Below are 22,170 nucleotides of genomic sequence, written 5' to 3'. Positions count from 1 at the left end.
TAAAAAAAACTATGAAGAATATATTTAAATATTTAACAATATTGGTAATAACTCTAGGCTTATCGTCTTGTAGTGATTATCTAGACATTAACGACCCTGTTAATGATCCTTCTGCAAGTACCGTAACACCAGATTTAATTTTAGCTGGTGCTATGACAAGAACGTATTCAGCACAAGGTGTAACCATGAATCGTTTAGGTAACGTATTTATGAACAACTGGAGTGCTAACGTGAACTCTTTTACTGGAGGTTTTAATGAAGAATATCAATTGATATTATCTTCGAATTTTTACAGCGCTATTTGGGATAACACTTATTTAAGAGTTAAAAACTTCGATTTAATCATCGATAGTGAATTCCTTAATTATGAGAACCATAAAGCAATTGCTAAAATTATGAAATCATTCTACATGCAATATATTGTAGACTTGTATGGCGATTGCCCGTATTCTCAAGCATTTGATTTAGAGACTTCAACTCCGGCTTATGACAACGATCAAGCAATCTATAGAAGTTTAATTACTGAAATTGACGGTGCTATTGATCTTATCAATAATAATACAGTCACAACTTTACCAGTAGGTGAAGAAGACGTTATTTTTGATGGAGATATGTCAATGTGGGTTAAAATGGCTAACACCTTAAAATTACGTATTTTAATGCGTCAAGCTACTTTAGCTGAAACCGATGGAGAAACAGCAACTTATTTAAATGAGCAATTTGCTAATTTAGATCAAGATTTCTTAACAACCTCTGCCGTTGTTCAACCAGGTTATAATAATAACGAAGGTCTTCAAAATCCATTTTATTCAACACATGGATTTGATACTGCTGGTAACATGACAACTACCAATCGTTTCATCAGAGCCTCGCAATATGCTCAAGAGTTTTTAGATGGAACCCTAACAGGTGTTACCGATCAAAGAATTACTTCAATCTATGCGCCAATTCCTGGGGCAACTACTCCAACAGGTGTTGTGGGTGTTGATCAAGATATTGATAGTGGTGATCCTAATATTCCTGCTGAAATCTCTGGACTAGGAACAGGATTGATTATAGATTCTTCTCAAGATGGTTACATCATGTTAGCTGCAGAAAGTTATTTCTTACAAGCGGAAGCTGCTTTCAGAGGCTATATTAGTGGTGATGCTAAAGCATTATTCCAATCAGGAATTATGGCTTCATTTGCTCACTATGGTCTTGACGGTACTGCTTATATTACGCAAAGTAATACGGTTCCTGAACTTGGATGGGACGGATCTTCGAATAAAATTGAAGCAATCATGACCCAAAAATGGATTGCTACTAATGGTATTAATGGTATTGAATCTTGGGTTGAGTATGTTAGAACTGGTTATCCAGATGTGCCACTTGCACAATCTGCTCAACGTCCTACAAAACCAAACAGATTAATGTATCCAGCTTCTGAATTAGTAGGTAACGCTGCTAACGTACCTAATCAAACACAGAATGATGCATTTACTACCAAAATATTTTGGGATAACAATTAAAAAAAAAGAATTATGAAAAATTTTAAATTATTAACATTATTACTAGCAGTATCACTTGTGAGTGTATCTTGTCTAGTAGACGACGAAGACAAAACGTTAGACGCTTTAGCTAACACACCTTATGTGGTTGGATTTAACAATAACGTAGCAAACGAAAGTTACTTTGAAGATATAGGGCCTGTTGAAAAAACATACCCTGTCAATCTAGTTGGTGGTATGGATGGTAATCCTGCAAATTTTGACATTGTAGTTAACTACAGAATTAGTCCAGAATCCACTGCTACTGAAGGTCAAGAATTTGATTTTCTTGAAAACACTGGTCAATTGGTAATTCCAGCTGGTCAAGATTATGGATTATTTGGTCTTATTATCAACACTGGTGGTTTAGACCCTAACACACCTACACAACTTGTTCTAGAATTAGAAAGTGTAGAAGGTGGTAGAGCAAACATTGGAACAATCAATGAATTAAACTTACTACGTGTTACGTTTGTAGGTTGTAACTCGCAATTAGCTGGTAACTATACATTAACAACAACTCGTGATGACGGAGCTCAGACTGTTAGACCTGAAACTATTACTTTATTAGGTCCTAACTATTTTGAGACTGAAAGTACGGGCTTATGGGCAACAAATGGTATTGGTGTTTCACCTGACTCTTCAATGAATTTTGAGGATATATGTGGTGATGTATTTGTTCCATTGCAAAATTTGGCTCAAGGTTTTTACTCAAACGAAGTTTATGGTGTAAATTTAACTGGAGCTGATGGTGAAGTTGATCAAACAACTTTAGATTTCTCAATGGATTACTGGATTACGTTTTCAGCTGGAAACAGTCAGTATAATGCGTCTTTTGAAAGACTATAACTAACTTTTTAATTAAATAATATGAAAAAAATATTAAATTATAAATACGTTTTGGCTATGTCTGGATTGTTAGCTTTATCTAGCAGCTGTACAGATATTGATCAAGACTACCCTGCTGTAAATAAACCAACTGCTACAATGGATATGACATCTGCAACCGTAGCTGAAGGTGAAAGTGTTACTTTCACAGTTATGATTGATGAGCCATTAGCGCAACAAAGTGACTTTAAAATTGATTTATTGACTACTTCAAGTGGTTCAATGGATGATTTTACTACTGATGCTCCTCATTTAGATGAGTATGAAACTGGTCCTGAAGGCTGGCAAGTAACTGTTGCTCCTCTTGGTGATTCAGTTTCATTCACAATCACACCTGAAAGAGATTTAGATCCAAATGAAGGTACTGAAACTTTAAGATTCAGATTAACTCAAGGACAATTTGGAAACTCTGTTGTATCTGGTGGTGGTATTGATTTCACTGTTACAGTAACTGATTATGATTTCTGTCTTTGGACTTTTGAAATGACTGACCTTTACGGCGATGGCTGGAATGGTGGTTATTTAGAAGTTATTTCAGATGACGATGGAACCAGAGAATTCTACGCTATGGACGAGGATGGTGTTTTCAATGTAGCTGAAACAACTGTTATGGAAGTGCCAATTGCCAAAAACTCTAATTTTACAATTAATTATGTTTCTGGTGGTGGTACTGGTGCTGGTCCAGGATGGGAAAGTGAAAATATATACACTATCATTTCCCCTGATGGAACGGAATATTCAGATGGTCCAATACCAACTGAAGGTGAAGTTGTATCTGGCGTAAGCACTTGTAATTAATAAATTTAATTATATAAATAAAAAAAACCGTCTCATTTGAGGCGGTTTTTTTATTTCAGGAGTTGATATATAAAAGCATATTAGTAATTTAGCAAACGCCAAAAAATCTAAAAAATGAGATATATCACTATTCTGATATTGATGATTCATTCATCAATAAGTTTTTCTCAAAATACCATCGGTATTCTAAATAATAGTCCCCAATCCTTTAATGGATTGAGTTTATTTGCCCCTTTACACTCCACGGAGACGTACTTAATAAATAATTGTGGAGAGGTTGTTCATCAATGGTCCAGTACCTATACCCCATCTGCTTCCGTATATTTACTCGAAAATGGTAATTTATTACGTACAGGACAAATTCCTAATAGTGATATAAACTTTGGTGGTGTTGGTGGCAGGGTAGAATTGTTTGACTGGGACAATAATCTATTATGGTCTTACAATTATTCTTCTCCCACTTTTACACAACACCACGACATTTGTCCACTACCTAATGGTAATATTTTAATGCTGGCAGTTACAACTATGACTCAGGCTGAAGCCATTCAAGCTGGTAGAGATCCGAGCATGCTAACGCAAAACAAATTGTACAATGAACAAATTTTAGAGCTTGAACCAGTAGGAAGTAATCAAGTCAATGTTGTTTGGGAATGGAATATCAATGATCATCTTGTTCAGGATTTTGATGCAACTAAAGATAATTATGGGGTTGTTGGCGACAACCCTCAATTATTAGATATAAATTTTCTAAATAACAATAATGGTGAGGCTAATTGGCTTCATATAAATTCCATTCAGTATAATGAAACATTAGACCAAATTGTTATGAGTACTAGGAGATTAAGTGAAATTTATATCATTGATCATTCTACAACTACTGAAGAAGCGGCTGCTCATATAGGAGGTACTTATGGTAAGGGAGGGGATTTTTTGTTTCGCTGGGGCAACCCGATTGCGTATGATAAAGGTACAACCGATGATCAAACATTGGATTCGCAACATTACCCGCATTGGATTGAAGATGGCTTGACAGATGGTGGTAAATTGTTAATTTTTAACAATGGAAACAATAGAGGTTACTCTTCAATTGATTTATTGGATCCTCAAGAAAGTGCCCCAGGAATCTACACTTATAATGACACTACCGGTTTCGGTCCCGAAAATGCTGAATGGACCTATACCAGTCCAAATCCCCCTGATTTCTTTTCTGCCATTCTATCTAGTGGCGAGAGACTACCTAATGGCAATACCTTAATTTGTGATGGCGATTCTGGCTACTTCTTTGAAATAACACCAACTAATGAAATTGTATGGGAGTATATTAACCCTAATACCGTAGGTGGTATATTATCACAGGGGGAAACAGCTAGCCAAAATAATGTGTTCCGTGTTAAAAAATTCCCTTATGATTATCCGGCTTTTACTGGCAGGGATTTAACACCTGGAAATCCTATTGAAAATAATCCCGATTTAAGTGAATGTACCCTTTTGAGTACTCCAGAATATGGAATTAAAAATGATTTGGTGATTTATCCGAATCCAAACAGCGGTATAGTTAATATTGATTCAAATGCTAAATTGAATAAAATTGAAGTGTATAATTCAATAGGACAAATGGTAACTACAACCAATAAAACGGAGCAATTGAATTTACAAAGTTTCAGCAACGGTATTTATATTTTGAGACTTTATCATAACAATGGCATTATTACTAAAAAGATCATTAAAGAATAAGACGTAATTATTAAATGCAAAATAACACCCAAATATTTGGTTTAAGAGCGGTCATTGAGGCTATCAATTCGGATGAAACATTTGAGAAAGTGTTTATTCAAAAGGGATTAAAAGGATCACTTGCACAAGAATTGGAGCAGCAATTAAAAAAACATAATATCAATTATTCCTATGTACCTGTTGAAAAGTTAAATAGGCTGACACCCAAAAATCATCAAGGTGTTGTTGCGCAAATATCGCCTATCTCCTACCATGACATAGAAGAATTAACAATCAATGTGATGGAATCTGGGGAAACACCATTTTTTTTAATTTTAGATCAAATTAGTGATGTTAGAAATTTTGGAGCGATTATCCGTACAGCTGAATGCACCGGAGTTCATGGTATTATCATTCAGAAAAAAGGTAGTGCTCCCATTAATGGTGATACTATAAAAACAAGTGCAGGTGCTGTATTCAAAATTCCAATCTGCCGCGTAGACCACATAAAAGATGCTTTATTTCACATGCAAGCCTCTGGTATTAAAGTTATAGCAGCCACTGAAAAAACCAATGATACCGTATATCAAATAAACTTTACAGAACCTTGTGCTATTATCATGGGTTCTGAAGGACGTGGTATAAATCCTTCGGTATTAAAACTTGCTGATCAAAAAGCTAAGCTCCCTATTTTGGGTGAGATAGAATCGTTGAATGTTTCTGTAGCGTGTGGTGCTTTTTTGTATGAGGCCGTCAGACAGCGTAGTTAGTCCGAATCCTTTTTGTAGATATAATTTATCTTTATGGACTTGTTATCATCCTCTTGTTCTTCTAAAGTACTCGTTTCAATAAAGTTTCCATTCTCATCAAAATGCTTGAGAAACTCATCTTCTTCTTCATTATAATCTGCTTCTTCCCATCGATACTTTTTGGGTTTGGGAATATTCTTTTTAAATACAAAGGCAAACAAGATACCTACTATCATCCCAGATAAATGCCCTTCCCAAGACATACCCTGTTTTATTGGTAACACATACCATACCATGCTACCATAGAGAAAAACTACCAATAAAGACAAAGCTATTAAGCGATAGTGTTTGGCAAATATCCCTTTAAAAAATAAAAAACTAACTAATACATAAATTAACCCACTGGCTCCAATATGATAAGAAGGTCTCCCAATAATCCAAGTTAGAATACCAGATAATAAAATCCCGAAAAACAATATTCTCCATGCTAAAGACCTATAGAAATAAAACAGTCCCGCAGATAATACAAATAAGGGTATGGTATTGTGATACAAATGTTCAATGCCAGAATGTATAACAGGACTAAAAAAAACACCTTTCAAACCACTGATCCGTTGCGGATATATCCCATAATTTGTAAAATCATAGCCAAAGCGTATTTCAAACCAAAATACCAACCATAACATCATTACAAATAACAGTGGGTAAACAACTACGCCATTGGTAAACTTAAATTGTTCTTGAGAATGTTTCATATATAAACTAATTAACAAAACATCATCCAAAGTTGATAAGACTGATAAATTGTCATAATCCTAAAGTCACAACCAAAATAACTAATTTATTTAGAGTATTTAGTTAATTTTACTACATGAATGAACCTTTGGCAGAACGTTTACGACCTAATACAATTGATGATTATATCAGTCAAACCCATATTGTAGGTCCAAATGGTAGTTTAACCAAACAAATAAAATCAGGTATTATACCCTCTATGATTTTTTGGGGACCACCAGGTGTTGGGAAAACCACATTAGCAAATATAATAGCCAATACATCCGAACGTCCCTTTTATACCTTAAGCGCAATCAATTCTGGTGTAAAAGATGTACGAGAGGTTATAGACAAAGCCAAAAAATCGGGTGGTTTGTTTACAACTAAAAATCCGATATTATTCATTGACGAAATTCATAGGTTTAGTAAATCGCAACAAGATTCACTTTTACAAGCCGTAGAAAAAGGTTGGGTAACACTTATTGGAGCTACGACTGAAAATCCCAGTTTTGAAGTTATCCCTGCACTCCTATCGCGTTGTCAGGTATATATTTTAAATTCTTTCAATAAAAACGATTTAGAAGCTCTTTTAAGGCGTGCAATTGAAAAAGACGACATATTATCTAAAAAAACAATTAAACTAAAAGAAACCGATGCTTTATTGCGTTTTTCTGGAGGTGATGCGAGAAAGTTGCTCAACATCTTTGAATTATTAGTGAATTCTGAATCTCGAGACAAAATAGTCATTACTAATGACCTTGTCATACAACATGTCCAAAACAATATAGTTCGATATGACAAAACAGGAGAACAGCATTACGATATTATTTCAGCGTTCATAAAATCCATTAGGGGTAGTGATCCCAATGCTGCCGTTTATTATTTAGCTCGAATGATTGAGGGTGGCGAAGATGTCAAATTTATTGCTAGGCGTTTATTAATTTTAGCTAGTGAAGACATTGGCAATGCCAATCCTACCGCTTTGGTTATTGCCAACAGTACATTTCAAGCAGTATCAACTATTGGAAATCCAGAATCGCGCATCATTTTAAGTCAGTGTGCAACCTACTTGGCTTGTTCACCAAAAAGCAATGCGTCTTATCAGGCTATTAATAATGCCCAACAGTTGGTTAAGCAAACAGGTGATTTAAGTGTTCCTTTGGAAATTAGAAATGCTCCTACTAAATTAATGAAAGAATTGGGCTATGGCGACAATTACAAATACGCTCATAATTATGATGGTAATTTTGTTAATCAAGAATTTATGCCAGAATCTATTTCAGGTACGACACTTTACGAACCCGGGAACAATAGTCGTGAATCAGCACAACGCGAATTCTTAAAAAAAAGGTGGAAAGATAAATATGGCTATTGAAATGTAATATTCAAAGTTGTTACATGCAACACGTCATCCACAGTTTCTGCTATGACCCACTTACCATCAACTTTATAAACAGTTGCATCCTTACCTTTAACAATGTACAAGTCCTCCTTGCCCGAAAAAATTAATGTATAAACAATTTCTGAATTGCTATCCATTAACTGATATCCATTACCAATAGATTTAGCATATAAAATTTGGATAGCTTCATCATCACTAGTAACTTGATTTGCTGGTGTAGCTAATTCTACACTGCTTGAGGGTAGTGACTTGACTTCTTTGGGTTTTTCAACGGTCATTCTTTCTGATGATGCAGGTTTATAAGTATAGTTTAAAGTATCAAAAGACTCAAACGCTTCTCTTATAGCCATTTTATAAGCTACTTCAGACTTTTTATGGTCAGAATCACCTGTTTGAGATTGAAAAACAAGTTGCTTTCTACAATTTTTCAATTCTATAAACAATTTTGTTTTGAACATCCCAGAATCCTTAATCACATCAGCATTTAAAGCAAGACAACCATTTTTTATGAGATCGTCTGGTAATGGTTCATCATCAAATAAGGCCACAAACCCATACTTTTCAAACATAAACTTTGATAAAGAGTTGAGCTGAAATTGATCTTCAGATTTTAAAAAATCAAATGTTTTAGGAACAATCACATATTTGTAGTTGTTGATATCATTTTGGCAAAAACCTGATAATCCCATTAACAGTATCGGTATATAGAATATTGCTTTTTTTAACATAATTACTTTTTCTTTCAAAGTGTAAAGATACACTATGGTTTACAAAAACGATTTTAATTCGATTAAATTTGACACTTGTTTTACATTGCTATCAAGCTCTGTGCCATGAATATTAAAGCAAATGGCGTCCAACCCAACTTCCAAAGAACCCATAACGTCCGCTTCCAAATTATCACCAATCATCAAGCTATTTTTAGCCTTTACACCTGCCAATTCCAAAGCATGATGAAAAATTAGAGGGTTTGGCTTTTTGACACCTACCATTTCTGAAGTAGTGACCGTTTTAAAGTAAGACGCAATATTAGATTTATCCAATTTACCATGTTGCACTTCATGGAATCCATTGGTGATAATATGTAAACTGTATTTGGGTTTTAGATAATTTAAAATTTCAAATGCCCCTTCAAATAAAAAATTGTTTTCAGGTAAATAGTTAATATAATCTTCAGACAACAAATTAATAACCTCATCTGAAACAGACATGGAAATTTTATCAAAACTATTTTTTAAACGTCCATAACGCAATGAAGGCTTGTCAATCTTATCTTCACGATACAGTTTCCAATATTCCAGATTAATAGGTTCATAAACCTCCAAAAATTCAGGAAGGTCAACACCAATGTTATGAATTCGAAAGATCTTCTCAAAAGTCATAGCTGAATTCCTATCAAAATCCCAAAGTGTATGATCCAAATCAAAAAAAATATCGGTAATACTATTAGTTCCCATCAGTAGATTCCAAAATAACATTAAACAATTCCTTAAACCCCTTCCACCGATCTATTTCACTAAATGTATAATTATGAAAAACAGGAACAAACTCCCCCTGAACAGCCTGAACTTGCTTGATAATTTTTAGTAAAGTTTCCTTTTTGTCCAATAATGAATTATGTTTCAATAAAGTATAATCCAAAACATGATATGAGTTGATTTTCAATGGCGTTTGAATTTCAAAATCCAAATCATAAAAGAAAAATGGTGTACAGGTTCCCGCGCGAAACCCAACATGGTTTACATAACCCATGGTGTAATCTTCAGAGATTTCCAAATCGACTAGATTTCTATAGGAAGTTGGCAAATTAAGTTTCGAAAACGACTGTCTTGACGCCACTAACGTGGTATTCAAAATACCCTCCATCCTATTCTTTTCTTTTTTGAGCACTTGAATATCATCTAATGCAAAAAACGAGGCCTTTAATCCCACAGAACAATAATCTGCTATGTGTTTTATAAGCGACACATATTGTTTTTTTTGCGCATTAATTCCCTTGTCATACGTTGAATAATCGCCTATCAAAAAGAAAAACAAAAACTTGAAAGGTGACTGTTTTTGTCTGTTTAAAATATATTTAAACGTATCATCCGGATCATGCTTTAAGCCAAATAACACCAAATATCTATTGTAAAGTCGTTTAAACTTAAGGCCTGATATATCTTTAACAGTTCCACCAAAATTCCGCATAAACCCCTTTAATTTAAAACTATATGGGGATGGGACATCAATTATGGGTTTAACCGAATACTGACGCACTGGAAAAACAAAATCTGGAAACCGATCTGAAAGAATCTGTTTAAACTTATAAGCCCATATGTCAACGATGGGTTCTTGTAAAAAATTATTTTTAAATGCCAAGCTTTCTTCAGCCGTGTAGCGTCCATATTCATCTTTAACATGCGGCAGATACTCTTCATATCGGCTCAACAAATAAAATGTTGCTGAAAATAAATCGTAGGGTATTTCTCCTCGATCATTGGTCATAAAAAAGCATTTCACACCTCCCCAATCATGAACCTGAATATCCACATCCGAAAGGCCTTGCTCATAAATCAGTTCATGACTTCTAACAAATATTTCATTGCCCAAAGGTTGTTTGGTATAGGACATTTTCAAACTATCATGGGCAATAAATTCTTCAATAACCGTAGTAAATGAAACCGGTATTCCTAAAATTCTGGTGAAAATATGTTTAAAGGCATATTTTAAACGTGGCGAGATTTTATGCGTATAAACTAGAATCATTTAAAGTAAATTTTCATCGGCAAAACTATAGTATGCCTCTTCAGTTATTATTAAATGATCGAGTGTTTTGATATCAAGGCTATTACTAGCATTTTTTAACTTTTGGGTAATCTGTTTATCAGCTTCACTGGGTTTTAAAGTACCTGATGGATGATTGTGTACCAAAATGATACCCGTAGCACCCAATTCCAGAGCCATCTTTAAAACCAATCTAACATCAACCAATGTTCCAGTAATGCCGCCTTTACTTAATTGCTGTTTTTGAATGACTTTATTGGAATTGTTCAGATAAATAATCCAGAATTCTTCATGCGGCAATTCGCCTATAATTGGCTGCATTAATTCAAATACGGAAATACTTGATGAAATTTTCTTTTTCTCCAAAGCTTCTTCGCCTCTGCGTCTTCTACCCAATTCCATAGCAGCAGCTATGGTTATAGCCTTGGCCTCGCCTATACCTTTAAATGCCATCAATTGTTTTAAAGACAGCTTGCCTAACTCATTCAAATTGTTATCAACAGAAGCCAAAATGCGCTTGCACAAGCCCACAGCACTTTCATTTTTAGTACCAGAACCAATTAAAATAGCTACTAGTTCGGCATCACTCAAGGCCGCTTTTCCTTTGTCACGGAGTTTCTCCCTGGGTTGATCATCTTGTGACCAATTTTTTATGGAAAATGAAGCAGGTTTTTCAGTCATTTAGTAAATATAAATATTGTAACTTTCAGAAGCAATTTTTAATATACATCCTTATACTAAACATATGAAATCTCTGTTTTCCGAAGACGCTGTAGCTGAAATTAATTCCAGAATAGACAAACTCTCCCAAGAACAAACTCCCAAATGGGGCGAAATGAACGTCTCTCAAATGTTGAAACACTGCCAATTCCCTTTGGAAGTGGCTTTAGGGAAATTGCAATTAAAAAAACCGAATTTTATAAAACGTTCCATATTTTCATTGTTTAAATCGTCGCTTTACAACGATAAACCTTGGCAAAAAAGTCTGCCAACTTCGAGGGAATTTATTGTGTCCAATGATTTTGATTTCAGTACTGAAAAAACGAAACTCCTTAACGATATTCAAGACTTTCATGCCAAAAAAGACCAAGCTGAATGGCCACCACACCCTATGTTTGGCTATTTTTCACGTGATCATTGGGGACAAATGCAATACAAACATTTAGACCATCATTTAACACAATTTGGTGTGTAATGACCTATCCACCGCCACACCACCAAGACAACCAAAGAGAGCACCTCATTGAGGTGATTAAAACCTATCCGTTGGCAACGGTAATTTCGGTTAAGGATCAAGAACCACTCATTACCCATTTGCCTTTAATACTGAATGATGATGGTAAACTCATTGGGCATATTGACATTTACAATCCGCAAACACCTCTTTTAAAAGACAACAATAACGTTACCCTAATTTTCTCGGGACCACAATGCTATATTTCACCTAGCGTTTACACAACCACCCAATTACCAACTTGGAATTATATAAAAGTGCATTTAAAAGGCACGGTAAAAGCCATAGAAAGTAAAGAAGCTCTTAAGCAGTCACTAATCACGATGACCGAATTTTTGGAAGCACCCGAGCACAAGTACGTATTGGAACCCAATAACCCTAGATTGGAAGCCAATTTGGACTATATCAAGATGTTTGAAATAACTATTACGGATTGGGAAGGTAAATTTAAACTCTCACAAGACAAGAAGACAGCCAATACCCAAAACGCTAAAATCGAACTGATCCAAAAAAATCAAGAAAGTATTAAGGCGTTTTTGGATAGGGTGTTTTGATTTGACATTTTAAACAAAATAGTCGAACTTCGTTATCGTTGGATATAAAGCTGTTAAACGACTTCATATACTAAACTTGCAACACATTTGACCAAAATCCTGTAAACTCATCAAAAAGAATGCTTCAACACCAAAACTGTTCTCTTAACTAATTATTAGTTTATTATTAAATCTTAAAATAATACGTTTGAGAATAACTTAAATATGCTGAATATGAAATTCTTACTTTGCTTTTTAATCTGTGTTTTAACTTTTGGGCAAGAAAACAAAACCAAATGTGATTTACGAATTGCAAATGAGAAGTGGATAGAAAAATATGAGAAAACTAGTTCTTTAACTGAAAAAATCAATCTCGTCAAAATCAAAATTAAATCAGATTCAATTTATAAAGAAAACAATGACCCAGAATTATATTGTGACTTTAAAGCTAAATTTATTTTAAGCTACTCGAAAAGAAAACGATTAAGTATATATCTGACTAATGAAAAAAATGTTGCTGAATTGATTTCGAAAATGGATTCTACTAATATTAATTCAATTGACTTGATAAAGATGCCTCATTGGAAACGAGGGTTGTATTGCAGTGAACCAATAGCTTTACCAAGAGTAATAATGATATTTCTAAAAACGGAAAATAAATTATTGAAAAAAGAAATAAAAAAAGTGTTACAAGAACGTGTATAATTCATTCCTTCTGATTTTCTTAGCGAAAATCCTCGCGCTGTTTATTGCCAGTAATTTTTAATTAAATTAGTTGCTGAAACACGCAACGAAATCATACACAAGACCGATAACAAACTACCTTACCCAATCAAACCTTTAACCTCATCAAAATCCAAACCACCATAATTCCCTGAACTCATGAGCAATAAGGCTTTATTGTTAAAATCTTGAGAAAACAGGTAGTTTTTAAAATCGTCTGGGTTAGTGTAAATAATGAGGTCATCACGTTCAAAAGCATCAGCTATTTGTTGGTGGGTAACTTCTTCCAGTTTTTTAATTTCGACTGCGTGAGGTGAATAGAAAACCACAGCTACATCTGCAGCATCCAAAGCACCTTTATATTCCTTTAAAAATTCGGCATTCAAGCTACTGTAAGTATGCAACTCCAAGCAGGCCACTAAAGTCCTATTGGGAAACTGTTCTTTCAACGCTTTGGTAGTTGCAGCCACTTTACTTGGAGAATGCGCGAAATCCTTGTATGCCACACTGGTTTTACTTTCAGCTATTTTTTCTAAGCGTTTACTAGCTCCTTTAAAGGTTGCAATGGCTTCATAAAAATCGTCTTCATCAATGCCCATGTGTTGGCAAATCCATTTGGCGCCTGCCAGATTGTTCAAATTATGCTTACCAAACACTCCAATGGGTAAAGGCCCTTCAGGTGTTTCCAATAAGGTTTCGCCATTTTCAACGGTGTATTCGGGTGTGTAATATGGTAATTTACGAATGGTGTTTTCTGAAGCTTCCACCACTCTAGCCACTTCGGGATCTTCGGCATTGTAAGTGATACTGCCACCACGTACAATACTATCAACAAAAATGCTAAACTGCTCCACATAATTCTCATAGGTTGGAAACACATTGATATGATCCCAAGCAATACCGCTTAACAAAGCAATGTTAGGTTTGTACAAGTGGAATTTTGGTCGTTTGTCAATAGGCGAACTCAAATACTCATCGCCTTCCAAAACCATAAAATCGTTGTCTTCAGTGAGTTTTACCATCACATCAAAGCCTTCTAATTGCGCGCCAACCATATAATCCACATCGCGATCGTGATAATGCATCACATGTAAAATCATGGATGTAATAGTAGTCTTCCCATGGCTTCCTCCAATAACGACTCGTGTTTTATCTTTGGATTGCTCGTACAAAAACTCGGGATAGCTATAAATTTTCAGACCCAACTCCTGTGCCTTCAACAACTCCGGATTATCCGCTTTAGCATGCATCCCCAAAACAATAGCATCTAAACTATTATTGATTTTTTCAGGAAACCAACCAAATTGTTCAGGTAACAAGCCTTTGGCTTCCAAACGGGATTTAGAAGGATCAAAAATAGTATCGTCACTTCCTGTTACGTGATATCCTTTGTTATGCAACGCTATGGCCAAATTGTGCATAGCGGCACCACCTATAGCTATAAAATGTACGTTCATAGAATGATTTTGTAGAATTCAAATATAAGGATTGCCATTGGAAGTTTGAAGTGGCTAGCCCGAAGTTTTTCTATTAACTACAGTTTTAAAATGAGGCTTTTCTCCTCTTTGAAGACTTTAATTTTTGGTAGTTCAGAAATGGCTTGGTCAATATGATCGAGTGCCAAGTCCTTGTTGTTTTGATACTTGTATATTTGTGCCAATCGGTAATGTGCCCATGCCTTGGGAACACCATCTTCAGCAGAATGATTCTTGAGGTAAATTTGTAAACAGGCTTCGCCTTTATCCAGTTGTACATTGTATTCGGCAGCAACCTTACCTATTTGGTAGTGCAACGCATTTCGGTGATGTTTTTTCTGGGATGCCTCCATATTTTGAATGGCGTGTTCTGGTTGTTTCTGTTTTTCATAAAAAGCCGTCAGTTTTTCGTAACAGGTTAAAGAACCACCTGTTTCTATCGCCATCTTATAGTATTTTTCGGCCAGTTCGGGTTCGTCATCATATTCATAAATATAGCCTTTGGCCAAATACCCATCTACCTTTGAAATAGCTTCCAACTCATTGGCGTATTGCAATGATTTACTAACACTTCCTCCAATAATTCCCGGTAATTGCACATAATACTCCACCAATGCCCAACGCGCATTAATATGGTTTTTATCTAAAGTAATGGCCTGTAAAAAAGCGTCTTCAACATCATCAATCATAAATAACGCAGTCACTTTATTGACTTCCAAAGCCTTCATACCCATGGCGCCACCATATTTATAGTGGAATTCCGCATTATCAGGACTCAAAGCGACTAACTTCTTATATTGCTCAATGGCTTCATCCCATTTGGATTGATAAGCATAGGCATCACCCAACAACTCAATACTTTTCGGGTCGCTAGGGTTTTCCAACAAGTGGTCTTCTATAATGACTTCAGCTTGCTCGTATTTTTTCTTATCGAGTAAGAATTCTGTTTCCTGAACCACATTCTGTGAATACATGGTGAAAGGTATCAATATGAGGAAACAAATCTTTTTCATAATTATTTAAAACGTTGGTTTTACAAAGATAACCTTTCTATCTCACTCAAAAAATAGCTAACTTCACTCAACCAAAACCCAAAATACCGTATTCGCGTTTTTTTGGAACAACTTTTGAATGTACCCTTGTACAAAACAATGACTATGAAACAGCTTACAACAATTTTAATGATCGTTTGTTCAATGCATTTTTCACAAGCACAAAATCCATCTTTTGATAAACTCTGGAAACAGGTTGATAAATTAGAGGCTGACGGCTTGCCTAAATCGGCTTTGGAACTGGTGGAACAAATTTCACAACAAGCCAAGACCGAACAGAACGAACCTCAATACATCAAATCATTAGTATTTAAAAGTAAGTATGCTCTAATTTTAGAGGAAGATGCGCAATTGACCATCATAAACGACTTTAAAGCTGAAATAGCAAATAGTCAGGCTCCTACGCGAAACGTTTTAGAAAACATGTTAGCCACCATGTATTGGCAGTATTTTCAACAGAATCGTTGGAAATTCTATAACCGAACCAATACTTCTGAAAAAGTTGATGAAACCGATTTTAGAACCTGGGATTTAGAGACGCTTTTTGCTGAAATACAATTGCACTATCAAAATTCGTTGCAAAACGGACTCATCTTACAACAAACCAAGCTTGAAGATTATACTGTCATAATTAACGAACAAAAGAATTCAAAGCAATTTCGTCCTACCCTATTCGATTTACTGGCTCACAACGCATTGGAATTCTTCAAAACCGATGAAAACAGCATCACCCAACCGGCTTATAAATTTGAAATTGACAATCCGGATTATTTGAGTGATGCTAGTGCCTTTTCACGCTTGAAGCTGTCTTCAAAAGATTCAACCTCGCTGCAGTTACGAGCTTTAAAAATCTATCAAGACCTCATCCACTTTCATTTAAAGAGTTCTTCCTCTGAAGCCTTGGCTGATGTGGACATCAATCGACTTCAGTTTGTATCGCAACATGCCACATTTAACAATAAGGAAGACGTGTTGTTGCAAACGCTTAAAGCATCACGTAATTTTTACGGTTCGCAACCTGTTTCAGGTTTGTACAGCTTTGAAATTGCCCATTTGTGGTACCAACAAGGTAGTCAGTATCAACCTAAAACTGACGAAACCCATCAATGGAAAATTAAGGAAGCTTATGACATTTGCCAATCGGTAATCACGGCGTTTCCCAAAAGTGTTGCTGCTGAAAAATGTGAAGCACTCAAACAACAAATTCTGCAACCTAGCCTACAGCTACAAATAGAAAGCTACATACCTATTCAACGAGAATCGCGCTTGTTGGTACGTTATAAAAATATTAATGCTTTAGACTTCAGCGCCTATAAGTTAACCGAAAAACAGTTTGAAACCTTTAACAAAACATACAGAACAGAAGATCAAATTGAGTTTTTTAGAACTTTGAATTTAACACAATCATGGGAAGCCAATTTACGCAATGTTAAAGACTATCAGGAACATAGTACTGAAGTCCTTATTCCGCAATTGACGAACGGTCGTTACTTGATTGTTGCCAAAGTTCCTAATAGCGACATTTTTGCGGCACAAACCATTCAGGTGACCAATATTGCTTTGGTTGATAAAACTGAAAACCACAAACAAAGCTATCAGTTTATTGACCGAAATAATGGCAAACCAATTGAAGATGTTGACGTTAAAATCACCTATCGTAAAAACTACAATGGTGGCACCAAACAAAAGAACCTGACCTCCAATGCTAAAGGAACTATAGACATAGAAAAATCAGGTGAGCGTTGGACTCAAGTTAAAATTGAAGCCCAGACACCTGATGATAAAGCTTATTTTGGTGATTACTACATAAACAGTTCACAAACACCAAAACCTGATCCAGTAAGCTACAAAGGATTTCTGTTTACAGATAGAAGTATTTACAGACCCGGTCAAACAGTCTATTTTAAGGGTATTGCCATAAGAACTGAAGATGGTAAATCGGAAGTGTTGGCCAATGAAGATACCTACGTGACTTTATATGATGTCAATGGTCAGCAAATTGACCGATTGGACTTACAAACCAATGCTTTTGGCTCGGTTTCTGGTGAGTTTATTTTACCAAGTAGTGGCTTAACGGGACAGTTTAGAGTAAAGTTGCTAGGCAAAAACCATACACTTTCTAATGCCAACACCTATATTTCTGTAGAAGAATACAAACGCCCCAAGTTCGAGACCTCCTTAAAACCTATTACCGAAACCTTTAAAATTAATGATTCCGTTACAGTAAATGGAAATGCCCAAGCCTATGCTGGCAGTAATATTACCAATGCTAAAGTGGTGTATCGTGTTCAACGTAAAGTGCGTTATCCCAGCTGGTATTATTGGTATCGTCCAGCTTTTGGTAGTGAACCACAGGAAATCACGCATGGCGAAACCATAACCAATGACAAAGGGGAATTTGAGATAATCTTTAAAGCGATTCCTGATTTGAGTGTTGACAAAGACTCGCAACCGATTTTTAATTATGAAGTCACGGCTGATGTAACGGATATTAACGGCGAAACTCGAAGTGCCACCACTCTAGTAAATGTAGGCTATCATGCTATGACAGCGTCTATTTCAGTTGATAATCTTTTGGATAAAACCAATAAGGAGCATAAACTGGATATCACGACCCAAAACCTAAACGGTGAGTTTGTACCTGCCACAGGAACAATCAAAATGTATAAGTTGAAGGCACCTGACTATGTGCTGCGAGTAAGACCTTGGCAAGCACCAGACTACCCGATGCTTCCTGAAGTGGAGTTTAAATCTAAATTTCCTCATGATGCCTATCAAGATGAAGATAATCCAAATAATTGGGAAAAAGGCGAACTGGTTTTTGAGAAGCGTTTTGATACAGAAACATCCAAAACCATAGCGTTAGGTAACATTAAAAAATGGCAATCAGGTCAGTATGTGATTGTTTTGGAAAGTCAGGATGCCTTTGGTCAAGGTGTGAAAGCTGAAGCCAAAACCACACTCTATAGTGACCAAGATAAAACCCTTGCTGACAAGCAACTTTTTAGTATTACCACCAATAAACCAAGTTATCAGGCTAATGAAACGGTATTGCTTACTGTAGGTTCTGCGGCACAAAATGTAACCGTAACGCTAGATGTAGAAAAAGACCATAAAACCATAAGCAATTATGTATTTGAGCTTAACAACAGTAAAAAGACCATTGAAATTCCAGTTACCAGAGACGATTTAGGTGGGTTTGCTGTACATTACAGTTTTGCCTTTGCTAATGGTTTTCAATCAGGCATGGAATACATTAATGTGCCTTACCCGAAAACCGATTTAGAGATTGAAACCACCACATTCAGAGATAAATTACAACCAGGACAAGATGAAACTTGGAGTTTTAAAATAAAAGGCCCTAAAGGCGAAAAAGTCTCCGCCGAACTATTGGCAAGTATGTATGATGCGTCTTTAGACCAATTTAAAACGCATGATTGGATCTTTAATCCAATCTATAGAGCCTCTTACAGTAGTTATAACCACAGAAACGCAGGCTATAGTTTTGGCACCAGAAACTTTAGAATTCAAAATTTAAACAGAGCCTATATCAGCTATCCACATCAAGCGTATGACCAGCTTAATTGGTTTGGGTTGCGTTTAAGCGATGCCTATACAGTGAGAAGTCAATATTTAAGAGTCAAGAATGCACAATACGCAAATATACCCTCAAGTTTTACAAGCGAAAGTAAATCAGGGATTGGAAATGGTACTATTAAAGGTATTGTTACAGACGAAACTGGATTGCCGCTTCCAGGGGCTAATGTTATAATTGTAAATACTACAAATGGTACACAAACCGATTTTGATGGTAACTTTTCTATTCGAGCTGAAAAGAATCAGAAACTATCCATTAGCTTCATTGGCTATAAAACTTTGGAGTTAAAAATCAGCATTGATAATTTTTATAAAATTAAATTAATACCTGACAGTGCCGCTTTGGAAGAAGTTGTAATCACCGCTTTTGGTGTAAAAAGAAAAGATGATGAAATTACAATAGCTTACCAAGAAGTCAATGTGGAAGCATTAGAAGATTCTAATAATCCAAATGTTGTTCAATCATTATCAGGCTTTAATTCTGGATTGATTGTAAATGACTCCACAAATTATGCGTTAAAGTCAGAAAAAGCTGTTGGTATTAATTCAACATTTGAAAATGTAAAAATCCGCAAAAACTTACAAGAAACCGCCTTTTTCTTTCCAAAGTTGCAAACCGATACCGAAGGCAACGTGAGTTTTAGCTTTACTGCACCAGAAGCCTTAACCCAATGGAAATTACAATTACTGGCACACACCAAAACGTTGGAAAGTGCCGTAATCAGTTTGGAAACCGTTACCCAAAAGGAATTGATGGTCATCCCAAACGTGCCACGATTTTTACGTCATGGTGATAAAATTGTTATCAGTACCAAAATAGCAAACCTATCCGATAGTGATCTTTCAGGTCAAGCCCAGTTACAATTATTTGATGCTGTTTCGGGAAAAGAAATTACAAATGAGCTTATCAGTTCAAACGTACTAGAGAACTTTTCTGTTGAAAAAGATGGCAACACGCAAGTATCTTGGCGTTTATCCATTTCAGATTCTGTGGATGCCGTGCAATATAAAGTGGTTGCTAAAGCTGGTGACTTTAGTGATGGCGAACAGAATGCCATGCCTGTTTTATCCAACAGAATGTTAGTGACCGAAACTTTACCTATGTGGATAAAAAGTAACGAAACCAGAACCTTTACGCTAGATAAATTAAAAACCAGTACTTCAACAACACTTAAGCATCATAAACTGACTTTGGAAATGACTTCCAATCCTGCTTGGTATGCTGTTCAGGCGTTGCCTTACCTTATGGAATATCCTTATGAATGTAATGAGCAAACGTTTAGTCGTTATTATGCCAATGCATTGGCGAGTCATATTGCCAATAGTAATCCGCGTATTCAAGAGGTCTTCAACCAATGGCAAAATACCGATGCCTTACTTTCTAATTTAGAAAAGAATGAAGAATTAAAAAGCATCCTCATTCAAGAAACACCTTGGTTGCGTGATGCCCAAAGTGAAACCGAACAAAAAAAGCGTATTGCTTTATTGTTTGATCTCAATAAGATGAACAATGAATTGCAAAATGCCTTAAGAAAACTCGAGCAAAATCAAATGAGCAATGGTGCTTGGCCTTGGTTCCATGGTGGACGTGAAAACCGTTTTATAACTCAACACATCATCACTGGTTTTGGTCACTTGAAGCACTTAAATGTCACGTCGAGCGCAGTCGAGACGTCAATGATAACCAAAGCCATCCAATATCTCGATTCAGAATTTATTGAAGAATATAAAGACCTTACCAAATACAATAAGGATGTTGATTTAAGTAAAGACCATTTAAGCCATACGCAGCTCCATTATTTATACATGCGTAGCTTTTTCCCAGAGGTGAAGCAATCTAAACAGGTTCAAGATGTTTCGGCTTACTACTTATCACAGATTCAGAAATATTGGTTGAGTCGTTCATTATATTCCAAAGGTCTTATGGCATTGATTGCTCACCGAATGGAAGATGATGCCACAGCAGGAAAAATATTGAAGTCTTTAAAAGAAAATAGCATTACTAATGAAGAGTTGGGTATGTACTGGAAAGAGAATACGGCATCATGGTATTGGTATCAAGCACCCATTGAAACCCAAGCCTTACTAATTGAAGCCTTTTCTGAAGCGGGTTCTGTGATTCAGAGTGAAACGAAGAATCTAGAAACCATTGACAATCTTAAAATCTGGTTATTAAAAAATAAACATACCAATAAATGGGAAACTACCAAAGCCACTACCGAAGCCGTGTATGCTTTGTTGCTTCAAGGTAGCGATTGGTTAAGTGTTACAGAAGCTGTTGATGTTTTGGTTGGTGGTAAAAAAATAGAACCTTCAAAATTAGAAAACGTGAAAGTAGAAGCCGGAACTGGCTATTACAAAACGACTTGGAATACCCAAGAAATAGAGCCTGACATGGCAGAAGTAACTTTAACCAAAAAAGGCGATGGTATAGCTTGGGGCGGATTATACTGGCAGTACTTTGAAGATTTGGATAACATTACTTCAGCAGAAACACCATTGAAACTAAAGAAAAAGTTATTTAAAAAAATCAATACTGATACTGGTGAAGAAATCACGGAAATTACCGAAGACACCAATCTAAAAGTAGGTGATTTGGTTCGCGTACGTATTGAACTCCGATGTGACAGGGATATGGAATTTATTCACATGAAGGATATGCGTGCATCAGGTTTAGAACCTGTAAACGTTTTATCAAAATACAAATGGCAAGATGGATTGGGTTACTACGAAAGCACTAAAGATGCCAGTACCAATTTCTTCTTTGACTATTTACCAAAAGGCGTTTACGTATTTGAGTATGACTTACGCGCGAACAATGCTGGAAACATGAGTAATGGCATTACAACCATTCAAAGCATGTATGCACCAGAATTCAGCAGTCATAGCGAAGGTGTTAGGATATCGGTTATCAATTAAACAAAAAGGCTTCAA

General features: G+C 35.8%; 17 protein-coding genes. 10 read left to right on the top strand and 7 right to left on the bottom strand.

The window, feature by feature from the left end; translation table 11 throughout:
• Positions 1-11: 11 nt before the first annotated feature.
• The 5 genes from C1T31_RS04385 (at position 12) to rlmB (ending at position 5,701) form a co-directional block, all read left to right on the top strand.
• A complete protein-coding gene (locus C1T31_RS04385) occupies positions 12-1,511 on the top strand; it encodes a SusD/RagB family nutrient-binding outer membrane lipoprotein (protein ID WP_103051219.1) in 1,500 nt (499 codons plus the stop codon).
• A 12-nt stretch (positions 1,512-1,523) separates the two neighbouring features.
• Positions 1,524-2,378: a hypothetical protein gene (locus C1T31_RS04380; RefSeq protein ID WP_103051218.1), complete on the top strand. Its 855-nt coding sequence runs from the start codon at positions 1,524-1,526 to the stop codon at positions 2,376-2,378.
• Between the two features lie 21 nt (positions 2,379-2,399).
• Entirely contained in the window at positions 2,400-3,215 is an 816-nt protein-coding gene (locus C1T31_RS04375; RefSeq protein WP_103051217.1) for a hypothetical protein, read from the top strand.
• A gap of 114 nt (positions 3,216-3,329) precedes the next feature.
• Positions 3,330-4,952, top strand: coding sequence for an aryl-sulfate sulfotransferase (locus C1T31_RS04370; RefSeq protein WP_103051216.1), 1,623 nt, complete (start codon positions 3,330-3,332; stop codon positions 4,950-4,952).
• Between the two features lie 14 nt (positions 4,953-4,966).
• On the top strand, positions 4,967-5,701 hold the full coding sequence (gene rlmB, locus C1T31_RS04365) for a 23S rRNA (guanosine(2251)-2'-O)-methyltransferase RlmB (protein WP_103051215.1): 735 nt from the start codon (positions 4,967-4,969) through the stop codon (positions 5,699-5,701).
• Here rlmB and C1T31_RS04360 read toward each other — a convergent pair.
• On the bottom strand, positions 5,698-6,435 hold the full coding sequence (locus C1T31_RS04360) for a rhomboid family intramembrane serine protease (protein WP_103051214.1): 738 nt from the start codon (positions 6,433-6,435) through the stop codon (positions 5,698-5,700). The two genes, rlmB and C1T31_RS04360, sit on opposite strands and share 4 nt — an antisense overlap.
• Before the next feature lie 116 nt (positions 6,436-6,551).
• Here C1T31_RS04360 and C1T31_RS04355 point away from each other — a divergent pair, with 116 nt between their 5' ends.
• A complete protein-coding gene (locus tag C1T31_RS04355; protein ID WP_103051213.1) occupies positions 6,552-7,829 on the top strand; it encodes a replication-associated recombination protein A in 1,278 nt (425 codons plus the stop codon).
• On the opposite strand, the gene C1T31_RS04350 is transcribed toward C1T31_RS04355, so the two are convergent.
• Genes C1T31_RS04350 through radC form a run of 4 tightly spaced genes read right to left on the bottom strand, consistent with a single transcriptional unit; the run spans position 7,823 to position 11,303 of the window.
• Positions 7,823-8,584 carry a hypothetical protein gene (locus C1T31_RS04350; protein ID WP_123912622.1) on the bottom strand — a complete coding sequence of 254 codons (762 nt, stop codon included), beginning with the start codon at positions 8,582-8,584 and terminating at the stop codon, positions 7,823-7,825. The genes C1T31_RS04355 and C1T31_RS04350 overlap by 7 nt on opposite strands.
• A 39-nt stretch (positions 8,585-8,623) precedes the next feature.
• The gene (locus C1T31_RS04345) at positions 8,624-9,313 is read right to left on the bottom strand and encodes a YjjG family noncanonical pyrimidine nucleotidase (RefSeq protein ID WP_103051211.1); all 690 of its coding nucleotides are present in this window, start codon (positions 9,311-9,313) and stop codon (positions 8,624-8,626) included.
• Complete coding sequence (locus C1T31_RS04340; protein WP_103051210.1) at positions 9,303-10,604, bottom strand: polysaccharide deacetylase family protein; 1,302 nt, start codon at positions 10,602-10,604, stop codon at positions 9,303-9,305. Before C1T31_RS04340 ends, C1T31_RS04345 begins: the two co-directional genes overlap by 11 nt.
• A complete protein-coding gene (radC, locus tag C1T31_RS04335) occupies positions 10,605-11,303 on the bottom strand; it encodes a RadC family protein (RefSeq protein ID WP_103051209.1) in 699 nt (232 codons plus the stop codon).
• A 64-nt stretch (positions 11,304-11,367) separates the two neighbouring features.
• Here radC and C1T31_RS04330 point away from each other — a divergent pair, with 64 nt between their 5' ends.
• The 3 genes from C1T31_RS04330 (at position 11,368) to C1T31_RS04320 (ending at position 13,094) form a co-directional block, all read left to right on the top strand.
• Positions 11,368-11,817 (top strand): DUF1569 domain-containing protein, encoded by a 450-nt coding sequence (locus C1T31_RS04330; RefSeq protein WP_103051208.1) that lies wholly within the window; start codon positions 11,368-11,370, stop codon positions 11,815-11,817.
• Positions 11,817-12,410 (top strand): FMN-binding negative transcriptional regulator, encoded by a 594-nt coding sequence (locus C1T31_RS04325; protein WP_103051207.1) that lies wholly within the window; start codon positions 11,817-11,819, stop codon positions 12,408-12,410. The genes C1T31_RS04330 and C1T31_RS04325 overlap by 1 nt, the downstream gene beginning before the upstream one ends.
• A gap of 213 nt (positions 12,411-12,623) precedes the next feature.
• Positions 12,624-13,094: a hypothetical protein gene (locus C1T31_RS04320; RefSeq protein WP_103051206.1), complete on the top strand. Its 471-nt coding sequence runs from the start codon at positions 12,624-12,626 to the stop codon at positions 13,092-13,094.
• A gap of 119 nt (positions 13,095-13,213) precedes the next feature.
• On the opposite strand, the gene C1T31_RS04315 is transcribed toward C1T31_RS04320, so the two are convergent.
• Positions 13,214-14,569 carry a UDP-N-acetylmuramate--L-alanine ligase gene (locus tag C1T31_RS04315; protein WP_103051205.1) on the bottom strand — a complete coding sequence of 452 codons (1,356 nt, stop codon included), beginning with the start codon at positions 14,567-14,569 and terminating at the stop codon, positions 13,214-13,216.
• Positions 14,570-14,646: 77 nt separating this feature from the next.
• Entirely contained in the window at positions 14,647-15,600 is a 954-nt protein-coding gene (locus C1T31_RS04310; protein WP_103051204.1) for a tetratricopeptide repeat protein, read from the bottom strand.
• A 144-nt stretch (positions 15,601-15,744) separates the two neighbouring features.
• On the opposite strand from C1T31_RS04310, the gene C1T31_RS04305 reads away from it, so the two are divergent.
• The gene (locus tag C1T31_RS04305) at positions 15,745-22,155 is read left to right on the top strand and encodes an alpha-2-macroglobulin family protein (RefSeq protein WP_243398894.1); all 6,411 of its coding nucleotides are present in this window, start codon (positions 15,745-15,747) and stop codon (positions 22,153-22,155) included.
• The last annotated feature ends 15 nt before the right edge of the window (positions 22,156-22,170 follow it).

Origin of the sequence: Hanstruepera neustonica, assembly GCF_002895005.1 — a bacterium.
Lineage (GTDB): Bacteria > Bacteroidota > Bacteroidia > Flavobacteriales > Flavobacteriaceae > Hanstruepera > Hanstruepera neustonica.
The sequence above is the reverse complement of the archived record's forward strand: the minus strand, read 5'-3'. Positions and strand labels throughout refer to the sequence as shown.